Raw genomic sequence first — 21,491 nt, forward strand, 5'->3', positions numbered from 1 at the left:
AAAATGAGTGGTTTTTTTATGCAAAGTATGTACCTTTGAACAATGGCATATTTCATTGACGTCATATTACCAATTCCACTTCAGCGACTTTTTACGTATAGTATAACAGAAGCCGAAGCACAATTTCTGCAACAAGGAATGCGCGTGGCTGTACCATTTGGAAAAAGTAAAGTATATACAGCCTTAGTCTACAAAATTCATCAGCAAGCTCCAGAAGTGTATGAAGCAAAAGAAATTCAACAAATTCTAGATGAAGAACCAATTGTTACGAAGCAACAATTACAGCATTGGGAATGGATTTCAAGTTATTATATGGCGAGTTTGGGCGAAGTATTCCGTTCTGCAGTACCAAGTGCATTTTTATTAGAAAGTGAAACGATTATTTCTAAATACGAAGATGGGAATGTAGATGAAAGTCAGTTAAAAGATGATGAGTTTTTAATTTTTGAAGCATTACAGCATCAATCGTTATTAAAAATTCAAGAAATCAGTAGTATTCTCGGAAAGAAAAATGTGTTGCCAGTCTTAAAAAGATTGATCGACAAAGAAGTAATTCAAGTATATGAAGAAATCTACGAGCAGTACAAACCAAAGTTAGTTCGTTATGTAAAACTGCATACAAACTATGCGAGTGAAGAAAGTTTGCAAGAATTATTAGACTCACTCAATAGAGCAAAAAAACAACGCGAAGTTATTCTCTCATTATTCTCCATTTCGGCAACAACAAAACGACCGATTTCTGTCAAAGAATTAACAAAACAAAGCAAAGCAAGTTCGGCTGTTGTCAAGGTGTTAATTGACAAAGAAATTTTAGAGGAATATTACATTCAAAAAGATCGAATAGAATATAACGGTGATGAAACGGAAGATTCAAAACAATTAAATCCGTACCAAGAAGAAGCCTACGAAACCATACAAACTGCTTTTAAAACACAAGATGTTTGCTTGTTATATGGTGTAACATCTTCGGGAAAAACGGAAGTATATGTAAAGTTGATTGAAGAGATTATAGCAACTGGAAAACAAGTATTATACCTCTTGCCAGAAATAGCCTTGACAACGCAACTTATCACACGTTTACAGCAATACTTTGGAGAAAAAGTAGCAATATATCATTCTAAATATTCTGTTCATGAACGTGTAGAAGTTTGGAATAATGTATTGCATAGCAAACCCAAAGCTCAAATAGTAATAGGAGCACGTTCTTCATTGCTATTGCCGTTTTCTAATTTAGGTTTAATTATTGTGGATGAAGAACATGAAACTTCATTTAAACAATACGATCCTGCACCGAGATATCATGCACGCGATGCCGCAATTGTATTGGCAAAAATGCATCAAGGAAAAATAGTATTGGGTTCTGCAACACCAAGTGTAGAGAGTTATTTCAACACAAAAAATAACAAGTATGCATTGGCAACGATTACAAGACGTTATGGAGATGTTTTAATGCCAGATATGGAATTAGTCGATATCAAAGAAAAGCATCGTAAAAAGCGCATGAAAGGTCATTTTTCAGACCGTTTGTTAGAAGAAATAGAAGAAACGCTTGAAAATGGCGAACAAGTGATTCTATTTCAAAATCGTCGTGGTTATGCGCCAATTATTGAATGCAATACTTGTGGACATTCACCACAATGCCCAAATTGTGATGTAAGTTTAACCTATCATCATTATAAAAATCAATTGCGTTGTCATTATTGCAGTCATCACATAGCGATGCAACAACAATGTTTGGCGTGTGGAGGTCACGAATTGGACTCCAAAGGTTTTGGAACGCAACAAATAGAGCAGGAGCTGAATGAAATATTGCCCGATATTAAAGTTGGGCGAATGGATTTAGATACAACTCGTGGGAAACACGGCTATCAAAAAATTATTTCTTCGTTTGAACAACAGGAAATTCAAATTTTGGTTGGTACGCAAATGCTTACGAAAGGACTGGATTTTAGAAATGTGAATTTGGTCGGAATCATGAATGCAGATAGCATGCTTAATTTCCCTGATTTTAGAGCGCACGAACGTAGTTTTCAACTTATTCAACAAGTTGCCGGTCGCGCCGGAAGAACTAAAAAGAGAGGAAAAGTCATTGTACAGACGTACAATCCGTATCATCAAATATTGCAACAAGTTTCTATGGGAAATTACGAAGCAATGTTTATAGATCAACTGAATGATCGACGACAGTTTCATTATCCACCGTTTTATAGATTAATTAAAATTACGCTTAAACACAAAGAGTACAATCGCGTGAATGAAAGTGCGGCATGGTTTGCTAAATCGCTTCGCAACAGTTTTGGAGATAATGTATTAGGTCCGGAATTTCCGCCAATTGCACGAATTCGAAACTTGTATTTAAAAAACATCTTATTAAAAATTCCGAAACAACAGTCGTTGGCAAAAACCAAAGATGTGATTTCACGAATTAAAGCGAGTTTCTTGTCAATTTCAGAATATAGAAGTATTCGAATTATTATTGATGTAGATACGGTTTAAATTTGGTATTGATAAATTGGTAATGAGTGTAGAGATTTTTTTTCTAAAAAGTCATTTCAAGTAATTTTTGGGGGAAATGTATGGAGGAATACTTGAAAATTTTTGTTTTAACGTCAAGCAATCTATGTGAAGTCGAGAAATGTGTAGCTTACAGTCTGAGCGTAATCGACGACTAAATATTAGAAAGAGCTTCAGATAATTCTACTTTCTTATTTCTACTTAAAGGAATTAATTGACCAGCAATTTCAACATTTTTACTATTAAAACGATCTACTTTGTCCAAATTCACGATATAAGATTTGTGAATTCTTAAAAACTTATTTTCAGGCAATTGCTTCTCAAAAGCTTTCATTGTAGAAAGAACGACAATATTACTTTCGTCAGTAACTAATTTTACATAATCACCTAGCGCTTCAATCCACTTAATACTGTTTAAAATAACTTTACGTTTTTTCAAGTTACTCTTCACAAAAATGTGATCATCATCTTCGGCGCTTTTTGCTCCAAAGCTCGACTTGTCAAGGGCTCGCGCAATTGCTTTGTCAAAACGATCTTTCGTTAAAGGTTTGTGTAAAAAGTCGGTAACATCGTAATTAAAAGCTTTAAAAGCGTATTCAGTTTTTCCTGTTACCATGATAACCTGCGGCGGATTTTTTAACGACTCAAGCAAGTCAAAACCGTTTAAAACAGGCATTTCTATATCCAAAAATATTAAATCGACGTTATTTGTTTTAAGGCCATTTTTAGCCTCTATAGCGTTACTATACTCTGCAATTAAATTTAAAGAGGGATGATTTAATATCAACTTGGCGACAGCCATACGTTGTATAGAAGAATCATCTACGATTATACAGTTAAGCTTCATAAGCGAATTAGCGATTTTTTGAAATTTGGGTACATGCAATGTTATAAAAAATAAATCAAAACAGCAACAAATTAGCGGATTTATTACTGAATTTAACGAAAAAAAAGAAGTATTTTTATTTGGTTTACAACAAATAAACAGTACATTTGCGCCCAATTTCAATTAAAAATAGTATTTATGAATCATTATGAAACTGTTTTCATTTTAAATCCCGTTTTATCTGAAACTCAGATAAAGGAAACAGTAGCGAAATTTGAGGATTTCATCGTTTCTAGAGGTGGCAAAATGATTTCAAAAGAAGATTGGGGGCTAAAAAAGTTAGCGTATCCAATTCAACACAAAAAGAGTGGTTTCTATCACTTATTCGAATTCCAAGCTCCAGGAGAAGTTATTACTCCGTATGAGTTAGAATTTAGACGTGACGAGCGTATCATGCGTTATTTAACAGTACGTTTAGATAAACATGCAATTGCTTGGGCAGAGAAAAGAAGAAATAGAAAAACCGCTAAATCTTAAGAAATATGTCTTCAATAGAACAACAAGCAAAAGGAAAGAAAGAAGGAGAAATTAGATATTTAACTCCTTTAAACATCGAAACTACAAAGGCAAAGAAATATTGTCGTTTTAAGAAGTCAGGTATCAAATATATCGATTATAAAGATCCAGATTTCTTAATCAAATTTGTAAACGAGCAGGGGAAATTATTACCACGTCGTTTAACAGGAACTTCATTAAAGTATCAACGAAAAGTGTCTGTAGCTGTAAAAAGAGCACGTCACTTAGCATTAATGCCATATGTTGGCGATATGTTAAAATAAAATAGAGACAGATTATGGAACTTATTTTAAGACAAGACGTTGAAAACTTAGGATTTAAAGATGACGTTGTAACTGTGAAAAACGGATACGGAAGAAACTATTTAATTCCTCAAGGATTTGCAACATTAGCAACAAGTTCAGCTAAAAAAGTTTTAGCAGAGAACTTGAAACAAAAAGCATATAAAGAGCAAAAATTAGTGGATGAAGCTAACGCAACTGCAAAAGCATTGTTAGGTTTAGAAATTAAAATTACTGCAAAAACAGGAGCTGGAACGAAATTATTCGGATCAGTTAATAACATCGATTTAGCAGAAGCATTAAGTAAAGCAGGTCACGCAATTGAGAAGAAATTCATCAAGGTGATCGGTGGAAGCGTAAAAAGAACTGGTAAATACGAAGCGAAAGTTAGATTGCACAGAAGTGTAGTTGTTGACTTACCATTCGAAGTTATTGCAGAAGCAAAATAAGAACGCCAAGCGTTTGTATAGAAAGCCACTCAATTTTGAGTGGCTTTTTTTGTGCTATAATTTTCAATAGTTGTAAATTTGCACTTTTATTTTCAAAAGCATGAAATATACTAGACTTACAAAAGAGCAGTTAGAGGAGTTACACCAAGAATTTATCAACTTTTTAGCAACGCAATCCATTACTGCAGACGAATGGGCAACGCTTAAAACGGAAAAGCCAGCAGTAGCCGAACAAGAAATTGATGTGTTTAGCGATTTGGTTTGGGAAGGTGTATTGACACAAGCAACGTATCTTGAAAATATTTCATCGCAACACATGTATTTATTTCACTTGCGTGAAGACGAAATGAAGTTGATTGCTGTAAAAATTCTAAACGAATCTATTGATATCACTACGAAAGAAGGTTTTGCTTGGTTGCAAGAAAACTATTCAACTGAAGAAGTCGAAATTTTAACAGCTAATAAAGCGTATTCAGAAGACAGAAACGCAGATAAATTTGCACTGTTACAACAGGGTTCAAACATTACCAAAGGGCAATTGTTTCAATGGTTTGAAACGATGATGGCGTAAATGATTTACGATTTTAGATTTACAATTGTTGATTGCTGATTTTTGAGTATATTAATTTAAATAGATTTAAAAATATAATAGTTTTAAATCATTCAATCTTTTCATCTTTCAATTTTTCAATCCACAAAAAAATAGACTTATATTTGCGGGATAATACTGAATCATGGCACAAAAACCAAGCATACCAAAAGGAACAAGAGACTTTTCTCCAATAGAAGTTGCAAAACGTAACTATATTTTTAACATCATAAAATCAGCTTTTCAAAACTTTGGATTTCAACCTATTGAAACACCATCGTTTGAAAAATCGAGTACGTTGTTAGGGAAATATGGTGAAGAAGGCGATCGCTTGATTTTTAAAATATTGAATTCAGGAGATAAAGTAAAGAAAGCTGATTTGAAAGCTTTGGAAGATGGAAATTTAGCGCGTTTTTCAAATTCACTTTCTGAAAAAGCGTTACGCTATGATTTAACCGTTCCTTTTGCACGCTATGTAGTGCAACACCAAAATGATATTACATTTCCATTTAAACGCTATCAAATTCAGCCTGTTTGGCGTGCTGATAGACCACAACATGGAAGGTTTCAAGAGTTTTTTCAATGTGATGCTGATGTCGTTGGATCAAAGTCTTTATGGCAAGAAGTGGAATTCGTTCAATTGTATGATAAAGTATTTTCTAACTTAGGTTTGAATGGTGTTACAATCAAAATAAACAATCGTAAAATCCTTTCAGGAATTGCGGAAGTGATTGGTGCAAAAGATAAGCTAATCGATTTTACAGTCGCGTTAGATAAGTTAGATAAAATTGGCGAAGATGGCGTGAAAAACGAAATGATGAACAAAGGCATTTCTGCGGAAGCGATAGAAAAAGTACAGCCTTTATTCAGTTTTTCAGGAAGCTTAGACCAAAAGTTAGAGCAGTTAAAAGGTTTATTGGTAAGTTCGGAAGAAGGAATGCAAGGAGTTTCTGAATTAGAATTTGTTTTTGAAGCCATTGAAGTTTTAGGATTAGAAACTGCTGCATTAGATTTAGATATTACGCTTGCTAGAGGTTTAAATTACTATACAGGAGCTATTTTTGAAGTTGCTGCACCAGAAGGCGTAAAAATGGGCTCTATTGGCGGCGGCGGACGTTATGATGACTTAACTGGAATCTTTGGATTAAAAGATGTGAGTGGCGTTGGAATTTCGTTTGGATTAGATAGAATTTACTTAGTGTTAGAAGAGTTAGGTTTATTCCCAGAGACAGTTTCTGACAAAGTAGATGTATTGTGTATTAATTTTGGAGAGAAAGAAGCATTGGCCTCTTTAAAATTAATCAAAGTATTGCGTGAAGCAGGAAAAAGCGCAGAGCTATTTCCAGACAATGCAAAAATGAAAAAGCAAATGAATTACGCTAACAAGCGCGATATTCCGTATGTAATTATCATTGGAGGAAACGAATTGGAAAACAATACGTGCATTGTAAAAAACATGAAAAACGGAACGCAACTAGAAGTTCCTTTTGATGAAGTGTTGACGGCGTTTTGAAATGCTAAATGTTAAATGCTGAATTTTAAATGTAAAAGTGTTTTTGTACTAAGAAAGAGTTTAGTTTTATAGCACTTCTCGATACAAATTTGTTGCACTTGATAGCTGCGCTAGGTATTTTCAATCAAAATATATTTTGGTTTTAATAATACTCGAAGTGACGTTTTTTGTTTGAAATAAAATGGTGTTTTTTAAGACCCAAGACCCAAGACCCAAGACCGTTTATAAGTTTAACAGTTTAGATTTTGAAACAAGCAGAAAGTAAACAACCAACTTACTATTATTTAATAATAATCTTTTTAATCAAACTACCTTCTGTAAAGTCTAATTTTATGATATAGACTCCTTGCTTCATTTGTTGTACATCTAGAGTGGTTTGTGTATTTCCAGAAATAGTACGTTGTAAAATTTGTTCTCCTAGTAAATTGTAGAGCACAATATTTTGTAATGAATGATTGGCTGTATCAATGTAGAGTTTATCTTTTACAGGATTTGGATATATATTCACGTTAGCTAAAAGTTCATCATTTACACTTAATGGAATCACGATGACACTTACCATTTTGTTTGTAACATTATTTCCACATTCAGCATTTGTAGCTGTTAGTGTAACTGTGTAATCTCCAGAAACAGCATAGGTATGCGTTGGACTTACATCTGTAGACATGTTTCCATCACCAAAACCCCAAGAATATGAAGTAGCATCAGAGGACGTATTTGTAAAAGTTACTTCTCCATCATCGGCTGCACTAACTTGAAATGTATAGTCAGGAGTAGGAGAAGGATTTACGGTTACAGTAACTTCTTTTCGAGCACTTTTTAATGAATTTATTTTCCAATCGTAAAAGAAATAATAGAAATCTGCACCAGCACTACTATTTTTGATAGAGACACTTCCGTTAGTATACGGATAATTTACTCCAGAATTAGTTCTATAAACAGATAAACCTGACGATAATTCTTTTATCGCTAAGCGTAAATTGTTAGCTACAGGTAAAATGAAATCTAAATCGACTGTTTGTACACCAGAAGTTGGAAGAATTACAATTCTTGAATCTAGCATGTTTCCAGAACTATCTTGTAATTGTATTTCAAGTTCTCCCGTTTGGTTAGAATTTATTGTTACTTCATCTAACATTACAGATTCTACACAATCGAATATTAGGTATTGCGCAACATTTGTAAACTGAGATCCACCTGATTCGCTATCTGTGATGCCAATATTAGCTTTGTCAATAACATCTTCTACATAATAACTTGTCGTTGAAGTTAAGGTAGGTGTATTGTATGTACTTCCTGTTGCTATAGGTGTATCGCCATCAATAGTTGTATACCAATTTAATGTTCCGCTTCCGGTCGCAGATAACATGGCAGATCCTGAATCGCAAAAGTCAGTTCCGTTTGCTACTGGTATCGGTGTAGTAGCTATCAAAGTAACGTCTTGTACTGTTTTAGCATTGTCTGTTACAGTAACTGATATTGTTTGTGGTTGATATCCTGGCGCTTCATAAGTAACATTGTATGTTCCTCCATCTATAAGTCTATAGTAATCTCCGTGTTCTTCATAAGAAAAAACATAAGAGTTCAATTTATCATGTCCAGCAATAGAAATTTGTGCTGCAATAGGGTTTCCAGATGCATCAGTTATCTTTCCTTGAAAACCATAATTAGCTTGTTTCATATAATCTAAAAAAGCTTGTCTATTAAATTCCCAGTGATTAGGTAGCTCTGCTTCAGGCAGAAATTTTATATCAGATAATTCTACGGTCACTTCTTTACTGTGAAGATAAAAGTTTGTAAAATCTTGTCTTCCGCCATAAACTAAAAACCATTGTACGCCATTGGTAACACCAGGACTTGGGTATATACCAGCATCTTCATCAACGGTCATATAGGTAGTGTCTCCTAAAAGATCGCTAGCATTTTGTGCATTGGTAGCGTATATTACAGAAATGCGCTCATAATAATCATGATCGGCATGTTGTGTTGTTGTATTGTCATACGGATAGTTTATTAATTCTGTTCCACCATGAAGATTTGCTACAAGTACAAAGTTTCGTGAAGCTTGAAAATTCATAAAAGACTCAGTTTCTGCTTCGTAATTACCATTTACGGCATTATCGTGAATTCCACCTATGTTATCAGGATAGTTACGATTCAAATCTTGTCCAGAAGAATTAGATCTAGTAGGATTATTGATCGTATTACTTCCGGCTGCGCCATAAGTTCCGTCTGGGTTTGCTAATGGATTGATGTAAATTTCTGTAGAATTTACTAAATCAGCTATCTCACTATCTGTTGCGTAGTTTGAAAGTAAATGGTCAATGAGCCTAATCATTAATGGATATCCAGCCAATTCATCTCCATGCATGGAAGAAGAATAGAAAAATTCAGGTTCTGCTTCTTTTGTAGCTACATTATCAGAAATTTTCAAAACATATAATTCTCTTCCGTTTGGAGTCGTTCCTATACTTTCTAATGAACATAAACTTGGATAATCAGTTACAAAAGATTGCATTTTAGCAACATATTGTGAATAGGTTGGATATAAATTCCACTGTGTATCCCATTGGGCTAGTGTATGTTCAGGGAGATTTGCATGCGGATTAAATTCATTGTCTTCCGTAGAAACTTCATAATCTAAACCATACGATAAAAATCGATTGAATGTCGTAGGGTTTGCATAGGCCTCAACTTTTAATGTTTGCCTATTAATTGGTTTGTGCCCAAAGGAAAGAAACGAAGCAATTTCTTGTAACTGTGTTTCATTTTGTGCTGTAAATTGAAAACAAACTTCTCCTTTTTGGTTCAGATATTGTTCAGCTTTAGAGCGATTTCTATTTTGGGAATGTAATGAGTACGCCAAAAACCCTGCTAATATGAGCAACATGGTAGTTTTTTTCATTGTAGGTTATTTTTTTGATGTGTTTGGGTGTTATAATAAAAAGTAAAAACTGATTATTATAATAATCTTTTATAGGTCTTTCTACGCTTGTGTGTCACAGGTTCAAAATGTTTCCAAAGTTGGTGAATTGCAGTGTTTTCAATCAATTCAGGGGTTCGGATACAGGTTTGAATATTCTTTTCAGTAAACGTAAGGTAATATTCCATAAATAGAATGGCTGTCAATCCTTTGTTTTGATATTCAGGATGCACGCCTATTAAATAGAATGTGATATTTTCTGGTTTCTTACGAGCTTTCAATAAGTGAAAAATCCCGAAAGGAAACAACTTGCCATTTACTTTTTGCAAGGCTTTCGCAAAAGAAGGCATTACAATAGCAAAAGCAACTAATTTATCATCTTTATCAACTACAAATTTTATAAACTCAGGATTGATAAATCCGATATATCGCTTTTTAAAATATTCTTTTTGAATGTCATTAATCGGAACAAAAGAAGACAGAGAAGCATAGGAAGCGTTGAATAAATCAAACATTTCATCAACATATGGCATAATCTCTTTCGTCTTTGTAAAATTGAGTTCTCGAAGTTGATAACGCTTTTTAACTAAGTTTTGAACGCGTTCAAAAAACTTAGGTTTTACATTCTCAAAAGGAAACTTATTTTCTAAATATTCCTTTTCTTTCACCAATCCGTGATGAATTAAATGTTTCTCATAATAGGGATGATTGTACCAAGTAATCATGGTTCCAATATGTTCGAAACCTTCGGTAAGTACTCCAACTTTATCTAAATTGGAAAATCCGACAGGACCTTCCATGTATTCTAAATTATGTGATTGACCTATTTCAGTTATTTTATCAAGCAAAGCACCTGAAACCTCAAAATCGTCAATCATATCAAACCAGCCAAAACGCATTTTGGATAGTTTTTGTTCTTTCACTTCAATCCAATTGACAATAGCAGCCACACGACCAACAATTTTCCCATCTCTAAATGCTAAGAAAAACTGTGCGTCAGCATCTAAAAAGGCTGGATTTTTATCTTTGTCAAATGTTTCTAATTCATCCTTTACAATAGGCGGAACCCAATATTTTGAATTTTTATAAAGACTAAAAGGAAACTTTACAAATGCTTTTAATTCTTTCTTATTGGCTACTTCTCGAACGTGAATCATTAATTATGAATTTGGTTGATACAAAAGATTAGTTGTCATTGTCACCATCATCTTCAAACTTTTCCAACTCTTTTTCATCTTTTTTCTTCTTCTTATCCTTAGGATCTTCACCATTTGGATCTTGCTCATCAATCGGAATCAATTCATCTTCGTGCCAATCATCAAATCGATACGAAAGTCCAAAACCAGCAAAAATACGTGTTGGTGTATTCTTTACTCCAGCACCAATATATCCGTCTAATTGAAGGTTTTCAGCTAATAAATACGCGCCTCCACCTCTAAATAAAGCATCTGCATATAAATCGCCATCAATTCCTTGATGCTCTATAAAAGCAGACCATTTTGGATTGTCAAACGCATGTGTTAAAGTTAAAATATAGCTCAATTCTTTAGAGTCTGAAGTAATTCGATCATAAGTAATATTAGATACAAATACCCAACGTCCTGCAAAGTGACTTTGTGTAGCAACCGTAACTTTTGGACTTATCGAAGGTTCTGTACGTGGAAAATACGGATTGTCTGAAAACACAAAATTAGCGCCAACATATACACCAATTGCAGGAATTAAATCTTTCCAACGGAATGAGTTGTTTGCTTTCCAGCTATATAAATTTGGCTTTTCTTGTGACGATTTAATGTACGGATCGTAAATCATATATTTTGCACCAATGGTATGTGATAAAAAACCATTTCTATTAAATTCTATTGCTGGACTTGAAGCGTTTCTTGTAAACGTGTCAAATTGATATGCGCCTTCCCAACTAATTTCTAATTGTTCTTTAAACAGCCCATAACGTAAGGCGAAATCGATTCCGAAAGCATTTGTTTCGGTATTTAATTTCTTGTGTTCTTGTTTATCTACAAACATTCCAGCTTCAAACTGAATGACTCTTTTTCCAACAGAAAATGCGCTTATAGATGCTCCTGGACGATTGGAATTAATTACTTCTGTATATTGAGCAAACGCAGCAGTTGAGAAAAATAAAAAACCGATTACTGCTAAGAAAGATGTTGTTTTCATATATCTATAAATAGGTTGTTTTTGTAAATTAAAAAAAAACATTCGTTCAAATAATGCTCACAAATAATATAGGCTATGAGCAACGTATGTTTTTTTAACAATTTTTAACAGGTTTAAGCCAAAACTACATAAAATTATAGTTTTTTATCTAGTAAAAACGATAATAAATCTGCATAAATTGTATTTTTGAAAAAATATAGGTCATAATATAATATGGGAGTACTAAGAACAATAGCAATCATAATTCTAGTGATGTATGCATTACGCATATTGGGTAGGTTGTTTGCGCCTTTTATGATACGTTATGTAGCAAAGAAAGCTGAAAGGCGTTTTTCAGAACAATTCAATCAGCATGCTCAGCACAATGAGCAGCAACGTACTAAAGAAGGAGAAACTACGATTGATAAAGTGCCGAATAATAAATCATCCAAAAATGTAGGAGAATATATAGACTTTGAAGAAGTAGATTAGCATTTTATAAATTTGCCTTTCTATAAAAAGTCTTTCCAAAAAAGGTTTAGTATATTGCCATCGATCCATACACGTTAAAAATTACACCAAGTGAATTTAGATATTAAAAAGTTTATTCCACATGCAATTGCGTTAGCGCTGTTTATTGCGATGTCACTGGCATACTTTTATCCTGTCGTTCAAGGAAAAAAAATGCAACAGCAAGATATTATCCAATATGCTGGAATGGCAAAAAAGCAAAATGATTTCCGAAATGCAACTGGAGAAGAATTGTATTGGACAGATAATGCGTTTGGTGGTATGCCAACGTATCTTTTAGGAGCTAGATATCCGCATTCGTATATTAAAACCTTAGACAGAACGCTGCGATTTTTACCGCGTCCGGCAGATTATTTATTTCTATATTTCTTAAGTATATACGTCTTGTTGCTTGTCATGAAAGTTGATTGGCGACTCTCCATACTGGGCGCCATAGCGTTCGGGTTTTCCACCTATTTTATTATCATTCTCGGTGTTGGTCACAACGCCAAGGCACATGCCATAGCTTATTTTCCATTAGTATTATCAGGAATATTACTCGCTTTTCAGCGGAAATACGTCTGGGGATTTTTGTTAACTGCAGTCGCCATGTCATTAGAAATTATGACGTCGCATCCGCAGATGACATATTACTTGATGATGTTGGTCTTTGTGATTGGTATTGTGTATTTGATCGATTTCTATCAAAAAAAGGAGCTACCACACTTTTTTAAAGCTTCCGGATTATTGTTAGCAGCTGTGATTTTAAGTATAGGTGTGAATTGTGCAAGCCTACTGACAACTAAACAGTATGCAGATTGGAGTATTCGTGGTGAAAGCGAATTGACTATAAAACCAGACGGAAATAAAAAAGAACGTAAAGGACTCTCTAAAGAATATATTACTGAATACAGTTACGGAAAAATGGAGACTTTCAACTTGTTAATGCCTCGATTTATGGGTGGAGCAGGAACTGAAGATTTTGGAACAGATTCCAATTTATATGAGGTTTTATTGAAAGGTGGATACCCTCCAGCTCAAGTGCGAGAAATTGTGAGGTATGTTCCAGGGTATTGGGGAGATCAACCTATTGTAGCTGCGCCAGCGTATGTAGGAGCAGTTATTATTTTCTTAGCATTTTTAGGATTGTTTTTGGTTAGAAGCAGAGCGAAATGGTGGCTTGCTGGTGGAATTTTATTATCTGTGTTATTGTCTTGGGGGAAAAATCTAAGTTTCCTTACAGATTTTATGATTGATTATTTTCCACTGTATAGCAAATTTAGAGCGGTTTCGTCCATGCAAGTGATTTTGGAACTGTGTATTCCTATTTTGGGTATTTTGGCCTTAGCGCGATTATTTAAAAAGGAAACTCTTGAGGAGAACCAGAAAAAAACGGAACGATTAATTTACATTGTAACAGGATCTTTTGTAGTTGTAATTTTAGGACTTGTCGCTTTTAAATCCTCTTTATTTAATTTTACTGGTTTAAGTGATGCGTATTATGAGCAAGTAAGTTTTGGTCCAGAACTTATGAAAGTCATTCGCGAAGATCGATCTGCAATGTTGACAAAAGATGCAATCCGTTCTTTAATCTTAATTCTACTCACCGCAGGAGTTTTAATTGCTTTTGTGAAAAGAAAAGTCAAAGAAAATGTTGTCATTGTATTAATTGCAGGATTGTTACTATTCGATTTGGTTTCGGTAGCAAGAAGTTATGTAAGCACGGAAGGATTTGTGAGTAAAGCACAATTTGAATATCCATACAAAACACTTGAAGTTGACAAACAAATTTTAAAAGATAAAGGACATTACCGTGTATTTGAACCAAGATTAAAATTGGCAAATTCACGTACTGCTTACTTCCATAATACACTTGGTGGTTATCATGCCGCAAAACCAAGACAATTTCAAGAGTTATATGACTTTTATCTTGATAGTGGGCGTAAAAGGTTTGAAGTTACTGAGCGAAATATCAATATCATCAATATGATGAATATACGATATATCATCAAAGATTTAGAAGGTGAACAAGATCAAGCTGGAGCAGGAGCAATTGCACTCAGAAATCCGTATCCAAATGGAAATGCTTGGTTTGTTAAGAAAATAAACTTTGTTGAAACAGCAGATGATGAAATATTGTCGCTTTATGGGTTGGATACAAAAGAAGAAGCTATCTTCCGTAAAGGACAAGAGGCAGAAAAAAACCTTAAAGATTCTTATGGCAAAGATTCACTATCTACAATTAAATTGACAAGCTATAAACCAAATGATTTAACCTATACTTCCGAAAATACAGAAGCAGGTTTTGCTGTATTTTCAGAAGTTCATTATCCACATGGATGGAATGCCTATCTTGATGGAAAACCTGTTCCACATTATCGTGTAGACTACGTTTTACGTGGACTGGAAGTACCAGCAGGAAAACATACAATTCAATTCAAATTTGAGCCTACAATTGTAGAAAAAGGAATTACTGTTTCACTTACGAGTACTATCATTTTATTTTTATTGATTCTTGGTGGTGTGTACTATGAGTTTAGGCGTAAAAAAGGAATGGAAAAAGCATAATTAGTTTTTTAGATTATGGCTAAAAAGGTAGTAATTGTTACATACTATTGGGCACCTGCCGGTGGACCGGGCGTACAACGTTGGTTAAAATTTGTAAAATATCTACGTGATTTTGACATTGAACCAATTGTGTTTATTCCTGAAAACCCAAGTTACCCAATGGTGGATGAAACCTTTTCGGATGATATTCCTAAAGATATTACTATCATCAAGCAGCCAATTTTTGAACCATATAAGTTTGCGGAACTATTCTCAAAGAAAAAATCAAAAACAATTAGTAAAGGCATTATTGCGAAAGAAAAACAATCTTTTGTAGAAAAAACGATGCTCTATATTCGTGGAAACTTTTTTATTCCTGATGCGCGAAAATTTTGGGTAAAGCCTTCGGTTGCATTTTTGAAGAAATACCTCAAAGAGAACAATATAGATACCATCATAACTACTGGTCCGCCACATAGTGTACATTTAATTGGACTCAACTTGCGAAAACAATTAGCTGTAAAATGGCTGGCAGATTTTAGAGATCCTTGGACAACGATTGGATATCATAATGAATTGCGTTTGACAGAAAAGTCAAAACAAAAACACCTCAAACTTGAATCGGAAGTATTGCAAACGGCAGATCAAGTGGTGACTACAAGTTTTACTACAAAAGAAGAGTTTTCAGCACTCACTAAACAGCCTATAGAAGTGATTACCAACGGATATGATGTAGAGAAATATTCACAACTTCCAATGGATAAAAAATTTACTTTATCACATATTGGTTCCTTGCTTTCTGAGCGAAATCCGTTGATTTTGTGGGAAGTATTATCCGAGTTGGTTCAAACAAATGAAGACTTTGCCAATGATTTTCAATTACAATTTGCTGGAGTTGTTAGTGAACGTATTCAACGTGCTATACGTGAAGTTGGCTTGGAAGATCGTACAATCTATTTTGGCTATGTTTCACATCAAAAAGCATTGCAATTACAGCGTTCTTCACAAGTTTTATTAGTGATTGAGATTGATGCCGAAAAAACCAAAGGAATTATAGCTGGAAAGCTATTTGAATACATGGCAGCGGAACGACCAATTATTGGTCTAGGACCGAAAGATGCAGACATTGCAAAGATCATTCAGGAGACCAATACAGGAACTTACTTTTTATATACCGAAAAGGAGCAACTCAAAACACAAATCTTAACGTACTACGAAGCATTTAAGAATAAACAATTGCAAGTGTTTCCAATTGGATTACAGAAGTTTTCGCGCAAAGCGTTAACCAAAAAATTGGCTGAGGTTTTGAAATCACTTTAGTTTCTTTAAGAATTACTTCGCATCTTTATATCTACTTTATTTATTACTATTGATTCGGTATGAATTTTGATAAAATACTGCACAAAAAGTAGTTGATATTTTTACTAAAAAGCAATGCCATGCACAAACCATTTTTCATTATAGTTTTATTTTCATGTATTTTTTCTTGTAAAGCGCAAATTGAGATAAAAGAAAGCGAAACGCAGCAAAAGGAAACATATACAAGGTTAAGGGGTAAAAAAGGTTGGGGATTTGTCAATCAAAAAGGAGATACTATTATTCCTTTTGGGAAATATAAGTTTTTAAATCCTATTGATGAAGAAGATATGATTTTGGCGCATGGGAAAGGAAAAAGCGGTTATATAAATATCAAAGGAGATACTATTGTACCGTTTATATACGAAGATTTAAGCGTATTTTCGCAGGGTTTGGCGCCAGCAAAAAAGAATGGTAAGTATGGTTTTGTTGATAGAAAAGGAACTGTTGTTATTCCGTTTTTATATGAGAATGAAAGTCATTTTCGTAAATGTAAATTGGCTCGTGTAAAACGAAATGGTGCATACGGATTTATCAATCAAAAAGGAGTTGCAGTACTTCCTTTAAAATATGAAAATGTAAATTGTAATAATGTAGATTCAATGGTTTCTGCAAAACAAAATGGAAAATGGGCTTTCTTTTCTTGTGGTGGTGAACAATTAACCGATTTTGAGTTTGATAAAATAAAGGAATCACGGTATAATTACAGAAATGGAACGTACTTTGAGAATGGTTTGTGTCTTGTAGAAAAAAATGGAAAATATGCTTATTTGAATAAAAAATTAGAAGTAATTGTTCCGTTTGGCACATACGATGTTTGCAAACCTTTTCGTAACTTTTTGAGTATTGTAGCGAAAAGAGGGAAATTTGGAATTATAGATAATTTGGGCAATGTTATTTTACCACTACAATACGATCTAATTGAGTACCCGAAAGAATATTCAAGCGAATCTGAATTGTTTGCAGTCACAAAAGGAAAAAACATCCAGTTCTTAGATAAAAATGCGAAGCCTATTACCGATTTTACAATTAAATCATATGAATGGGATTCGTATAAAAACAATGAAGAAAAGTATAACCGATATTTTGTATTGACGAATACTTCAGGGAAAATGGGGACATTATCAAAAAATGGTACAGCGGAAATTCCTTTTATATATGAAACAATAGAACCTTTTGACGGAAACCCAGTAACGTCTGCTACAAAGGGTGGAAAAGTTGGTCTAATTGATACTAAGGGAAATACAATACTTCCATTTAAATATGACGAAATTGCTACAGGAAGATTCTTTGATCACTATATAGTGCGTATAGCAGATATGTGTAGCATTGTAGATAAAAAAGGAAATCCATTATTTACAACTTCTTATGAAAGTATTACACCAGTTTTTTATGATAGAAATAATAAGTTTATTGTTCAAAAAAATGGACTTCGAGGTATTGTTGATTTGAATGAAAAAGTAATCATTCCAATTGAATATGATGAAATTTCAAATTGGGTTGAATATGGTCCAGATGAACATTTTGTCACAAAAAATAATAAAAAAGGATTGATAAGTAGGGAAGGGAAAATTGTTATTCCAGCTGCATACGATGAAATTAGAGTAGATAATTCAAAATTGATTCGAGTGAAAAACAATGGACTTTATGGTACTATTGATTGGAATAATACAATTGTACATCCAATAAAATATCAACAGATTTTATGGAAATGGCCATACTTAACACGAAAACCATTAAACATTATTTATCTTCAAAAAGATGGGCGTTATTTCTCAACAGATATTAAAGGGAAAATACTAGAAAAAAGTGTGAGTAAAAAGCGTATTGATGAAATGTTTAATTAGACGCTAGTAATGTAAAAATTAGCTATATAATTGGTGAGTACATTACAAAGTGTATTTGTCACTTTGTACAGCTATATGATTCTTAATCATGCTATTCTTTCTGTAAAGTAAAAAGTATTAAAAGTCTTACTTTTTACTTTGATTTCGAATAAAATTCTTTTAGTTTTAGCTATAAAAGAAATAGTAGATATTATGAGAACTGAAGAATTAATATTAACTGCATCTGGAATCTTATTGACTCTTGTTACTTTGATTATCGGTATTTTAAAATTTTCAAAGCAAAAAAAAAGAGAGTTTCAAAAGACTTTTTTCTCAACCCAATTAGAAATATACAAGCAAGCTGCACATCACGCAGCTGCATTATATGTGTATCCGAAATCATCTGATGAATATATGGCACATCGCTATAAATATAAAAATCTATTCTTAGGTGAAATGTGTATTGTGGAAGATAAGATAGTAGAAGAAAGAATGGTTCAATTCAACACTATTTTAAATTGGTATCACGAATCTAAAAAAGAATCAGAAGCAGCTATTTTGAAGAAACAGCTTAAACATTTTGCGCTAGTATTGGCGCATACTTTAAGAAATTCAAGTATTGAAACTTGGAAATTAAAGAATGATGTTTTAGGAGAATTATTTAATGATTTTTCTATAAATATAGAGGAAGATAAAGTTAGAATCAAAATTTGTCGTCAGATGATTTCCGGGGAACTTACACCAGAACTTTATGATAAAGAGCTGAATAAACAACTGAATGAATTAAGGATGAAAGAGCCTATAATAATATACCACGATTAAAATAAACTTCCCCAAACTCAAAACCAACACACAAAAAAACCTCACTCAATTTTTACATCAAGCAAGGTTTCATTTTTATAAAGGAACAACTAAATTTTAATTTCTTTTTCTAGAACTTCTTTGTCTACTATTCGTTGCCTTTCTTTGCGTACGACTAGAACTTCTGGTAGCTGACTTACGCTGAGAACGATTATTTGATCTTGTAGCTCTAGAAGAATTACTTCTCTGTGGCTTTGCGATCGTTCTTTTGTTAGATCTGCTATTGTTTCGTGCCGAACTGTTATTTCGTGTGCTTCTCGTAGCTCTTACATCTCTTGAATTTCGAGAGTTGTTACGTGTTGCTCTTGTATTGTTTCTTGAGTTGCTACGTGTAGCTCTTGTGTTATTTCTTGAGTTACTACGTGTAGCTCTCGTGTTATTTCTTGTTGTATTAGAACGAACACTATTGTTATTTTGTGATCTTGTGTTTCCGCGTTCAATTCTAGTATTGTTGTTATTGCTACTGCGAACACCACCTAATCTACTGTTGTCACGTGTGTTTCTCGTATTTCCGTTTCTTACAGTATTACGAGTTGTAGAACGTGTACCTTGAGCTCTTGTGTTGTTACGCGTTGCAGAACGTGTATTTTGATTTCTCGTATTATTACGTGTTGCAGTGCGTGTATTACGAGTTGTCGTATTAGTACGAGTTACGGTTCTACGTGTATTGTATACTGCTGCATCATTTCTACGTGTTACTCTACGATTGTTTCTGTAAATACTTCTTCTATTTGTGTTTACGCGTGCTGCGCTGTGATAAACGTGTCCAACTCTAGCTCTTGCATATCTGTATCTAAGATTATTTCTATATGGATTACAGTATGTGTAACGTACTGGAGTATAAAATCTTCGGTATGGATTTACGTTTACTAAGCAAAAGTTAATGCTTGGGCGAAAGAATACTGTATTGTAATACGCTGTACGTCTGTAAATTCTATTATAAGGATTTATAAAACCACTTGTGTGTGAGAATCTAGAGAAAGAATCGTAGTAAAGAAACAATCCGCCAACTTGTATTAAGTTTCCAAAATTATTGTAATTAAAGTTTACTTGTCCAATTCTATATACTCTACCATAATAATCATAGTAAATTGGTGTGTTTTCTATTTGAATAATGGCACCATAATCATCATACTGAACATACGGATTGTAATTATATCCTGAATTATAAGAAATTTCTAAACTACCAAGATTTATATTGGCATTTATATTTGAATGTAGTCGGTTAATGAAAAAATCAAACTCTCCATCATTATATACTGAAAACGTAATTCCGTTTTCAACAAAAGAAATAGCTTCGTTTGATAAAAAAGAATCTGCGGTTGGTGCGTTTGTCCGTTTTGCTTCGACAGTGTGTGTTGCCAAGAAGAACAATCCTGTTAGTGCAATTAGTATTTTTTTCATAACGTAAGGTTTTAATATTCAATTAATAGTAACCAAACAGCGTGCCAAAAAATAAATGATATTGTTAATTAAAAAAAGTAGCGCTATCAAACGAGTTTAATAACTGATGTAAAGTATGGTTTTGCCATACTGCAAAGTAGTTGCAAATAACTATTTTAGACACCTAATATAGTAGTGCTGTGACCGTATGCGTAATTACATAAAGAAATTAGTTATAATCGTTTGATGTAATAAATTTTGTAGTTTAGTTGGCTCTTTATGTCTTATGAGAAATACGAGAAAAGCGAAGAAATAATTGGAGCGTTTTCTTTATACTATAAAAAAATAACCTCGTGATTCTATTGATTCACGAGGTTTTATAATTATAGGAATTAATGCGAGTTAATGTCCTTTTTTAAACTTCTTTTGTTCTCCTTTCTTTTTGTAGTAATACAAATCTTCATCATCTGCTGGTATATTATGTCCACCACCATTATAATCATCATTTCCGTATGGACTTCCATGGTCAATTCCACAACTAGTAACACCACAAACAGCACAACTAGCAATTGGTTTAACATTTCCAATTTGTCTAATCAATCTTCCTCTATAGTTATACTTTAAACGCAAACCACCAACTTGTTTTAATTTTCCATGTCTGTTATGGTAACGCATATAAATAGATCCAATTCTTTTTACTCTACCAAAACGGTCATAATTGATGAATAAATTTCCAATTCTTCGAACTCTTCCGTTGTAATCGTGTTCAACTCTCACACCAATATTTCTGGTGTTGTGACGGTTTCCTCTAGTTCGAACTCTTGGAGCACCATACGTTCTGTTTGCAGTACTTCTTCGTCCTCTTCTGTAGTTGACAGGATGTGTGTTAAAATCGAATTCTCCATTTAAGAAAACGAAAAATTCAACACCTCGTTCTACAAACTTAATTGGTTGTGCATAACGATAGCGATTGGTTAACCCGTTTTCGCTTCCATTTCCTTGGTCGCTTTTTACATTTGCTTGTGTAGTTGTTACACTAAGTAACAATCCTACGAATAAAAGATAAAAGTTTTTCATATTCTGTACTTTTAGGGTTATGCCTACTCGTAAGCTTTTCGGCGTGCGCTATTTGCTAATAGTAAAACCAATTTGCGTGCCAAAAATGTAAAATATTGACAGT

Annotated in this window: 17 protein-coding genes; 11 read left to right on the forward strand and 6 right to left on the reverse strand. The window is 33.5% G+C overall.

Annotation, left to right across the window (positions count from 1 at the left end; genetic code table 11):
• Positions 1 to 42 precede the first annotated feature (42 nt).
• Positions 43 to 2,496, forward strand: a complete 2,454-nt coding sequence (priA, locus tag ACRBBL_RS22640) for a replication restart helicase PriA (protein ID WP_431371377.1) — start codon at positions 43 to 45, stop codon at positions 2,494 to 2,496.
• A 172-nt stretch (positions 2,497 to 2,668) separates the two neighbouring features.
• On the opposite strand, the gene ACRBBL_RS22645 is transcribed toward priA, so the two are convergent.
• Positions 2,669 to 3,361 carry a LytR/AlgR family response regulator transcription factor gene (locus ACRBBL_RS22645; RefSeq protein ID WP_431371378.1) on the reverse strand — a complete coding sequence of 231 codons (693 nt, stop codon included), beginning with the start codon at positions 3,359 to 3,361 and terminating at the stop codon, positions 2,669 to 2,671.
• A 177-nt stretch (positions 3,362 to 3,538) separates the two neighbouring features.
• Between ACRBBL_RS22645 and rpsF the strand changes: the two genes are divergently transcribed.
• From rpsF to hisS, 5 genes are all read left to right on the forward strand, one after another.
• Entirely contained in the window at positions 3,539 to 3,877 is a 339-nt protein-coding gene (gene rpsF / locus ACRBBL_RS22650; protein ID WP_114904420.1) for a 30S ribosomal protein S6, read from the forward strand.
• A gap of 5 nt (positions 3,878 to 3,882) precedes the next feature.
• Positions 3,883 to 4,179, forward strand: coding sequence for a 30S ribosomal protein S18 (rpsR, locus tag ACRBBL_RS22655; protein ID WP_046757893.1), 297 nt, complete (start codon positions 3,883 to 3,885; stop codon positions 4,177 to 4,179).
• Positions 4,180 to 4,193: 14 nt separating this feature from the next.
• Positions 4,194 to 4,646: a 50S ribosomal protein L9 gene (rplI, locus tag ACRBBL_RS22660; RefSeq protein WP_431371379.1), complete on the forward strand. Its 453-nt coding sequence runs from the start codon at positions 4,194 to 4,196 to the stop codon at positions 4,644 to 4,646.
• A gap of 100 nt (positions 4,647 to 4,746) precedes the next feature.
• Entirely contained in the window at positions 4,747 to 5,217 is a 471-nt protein-coding gene (locus tag ACRBBL_RS22665; RefSeq protein ID WP_431371380.1) for a DUF6495 family protein, read from the forward strand.
• Between the two features lie 163 nt (positions 5,218 to 5,380).
• A complete protein-coding gene (hisS, locus tag ACRBBL_RS22670; RefSeq protein ID WP_431371381.1) occupies positions 5,381 to 6,748 on the forward strand; it encodes a histidine--tRNA ligase in 1,368 nt (455 codons plus the stop codon).
• Positions 6,749 to 7,028: 280 nt separating this feature from the next.
• On the opposite strand, the gene ACRBBL_RS22675 is transcribed toward hisS, so the two are convergent.
• Genes ACRBBL_RS22675 through ACRBBL_RS22685 form a run of 3 tightly spaced genes read right to left on the reverse strand, consistent with a single transcriptional unit; the run spans position 7,029 to position 11,849 of the window.
• Positions 7,029 to 9,653 (reverse strand): M14 family zinc carboxypeptidase, encoded by a 2,625-nt coding sequence (locus ACRBBL_RS22675; RefSeq protein ID WP_431371382.1) that lies wholly within the window; start codon positions 9,651 to 9,653, stop codon positions 7,029 to 7,031.
• A 56-nt stretch (positions 9,654 to 9,709) separates the two neighbouring features.
• Entirely contained in the window at positions 9,710 to 10,828 is a 1,119-nt protein-coding gene (locus ACRBBL_RS22680) for a GTP cyclohydrolase (protein WP_431371383.1), read from the reverse strand.
• Between the two features lie 28 nt (positions 10,829 to 10,856).
• Positions 10,857 to 11,849 (reverse strand): transporter, encoded by a 993-nt coding sequence (locus ACRBBL_RS22685; RefSeq protein ID WP_431371384.1) that lies wholly within the window; start codon positions 11,847 to 11,849, stop codon positions 10,857 to 10,859.
• A 213-nt stretch (positions 11,850 to 12,062) separates the two neighbouring features.
• Between ACRBBL_RS22685 and ACRBBL_RS22690 the strand changes: the two genes are divergently transcribed.
• The 5 genes from ACRBBL_RS22690 to ACRBBL_RS22710 all read left to right on the forward strand — a co-directional run bounded on the left by ACRBBL_RS22690 (position 12,063) and on the right by ACRBBL_RS22710 (position 18,889).
• Positions 12,063 to 12,320, forward strand: coding sequence for a DUF4834 family protein (locus ACRBBL_RS22690; protein ID WP_431371385.1), 258 nt, complete (start codon positions 12,063 to 12,065; stop codon positions 12,318 to 12,320).
• A gap of 90 nt (positions 12,321 to 12,410) precedes the next feature.
• A complete protein-coding gene (locus ACRBBL_RS22695) occupies positions 12,411 to 14,906 on the forward strand; it encodes a YfhO family protein (protein ID WP_431371386.1) in 2,496 nt (831 codons plus the stop codon).
• Between the two features lie 15 nt (positions 14,907 to 14,921).
• On the forward strand, positions 14,922 to 16,205 hold the full coding sequence (locus ACRBBL_RS22700; protein ID WP_431371387.1) for a glycosyltransferase: 1,284 nt from the start codon (positions 14,922 to 14,924) through the stop codon (positions 16,203 to 16,205).
• Positions 16,206 to 16,324: 119 nt separating this feature from the next.
• On the forward strand, positions 16,325 to 18,088 hold the full coding sequence (locus ACRBBL_RS22705; RefSeq protein WP_431371388.1) for a WG repeat-containing protein: 1,764 nt from the start codon (positions 16,325 to 16,327) through the stop codon (positions 18,086 to 18,088).
• A gap of 192 nt (positions 18,089 to 18,280) precedes the next feature.
• Entirely contained in the window at positions 18,281 to 18,889 is a 609-nt protein-coding gene (locus ACRBBL_RS22710; RefSeq protein WP_431371389.1) for a hypothetical protein, read from the forward strand.
• Between the two features lie 96 nt (positions 18,890 to 18,985).
• On the opposite strand, the gene ACRBBL_RS22715 is transcribed toward ACRBBL_RS22710, so the two are convergent.
• Together ACRBBL_RS22715 and ACRBBL_RS22720 are read right to left on the reverse strand one after the other, a co-directional pair.
• Entirely contained in the window at positions 18,986 to 20,332 is a 1,347-nt protein-coding gene (locus ACRBBL_RS22715; RefSeq protein ID WP_431371390.1) for a hypothetical protein, read from the reverse strand.
• A 381-nt stretch (positions 20,333 to 20,713) separates the two neighbouring features.
• Entirely contained in the window at positions 20,714 to 21,388 is a 675-nt protein-coding gene (locus ACRBBL_RS22720) for a hypothetical protein (protein WP_431371391.1), read from the reverse strand.
• Positions 21,389 to 21,491 lie beyond the last annotated feature (103 nt).

This window comes from Kordia sp., assembly GCF_050633145.1.
In the GTDB taxonomy this organism is placed as follows: domain Bacteria; phylum Bacteroidota; class Bacteroidia; order Flavobacteriales; family Flavobacteriaceae; genus Kordia.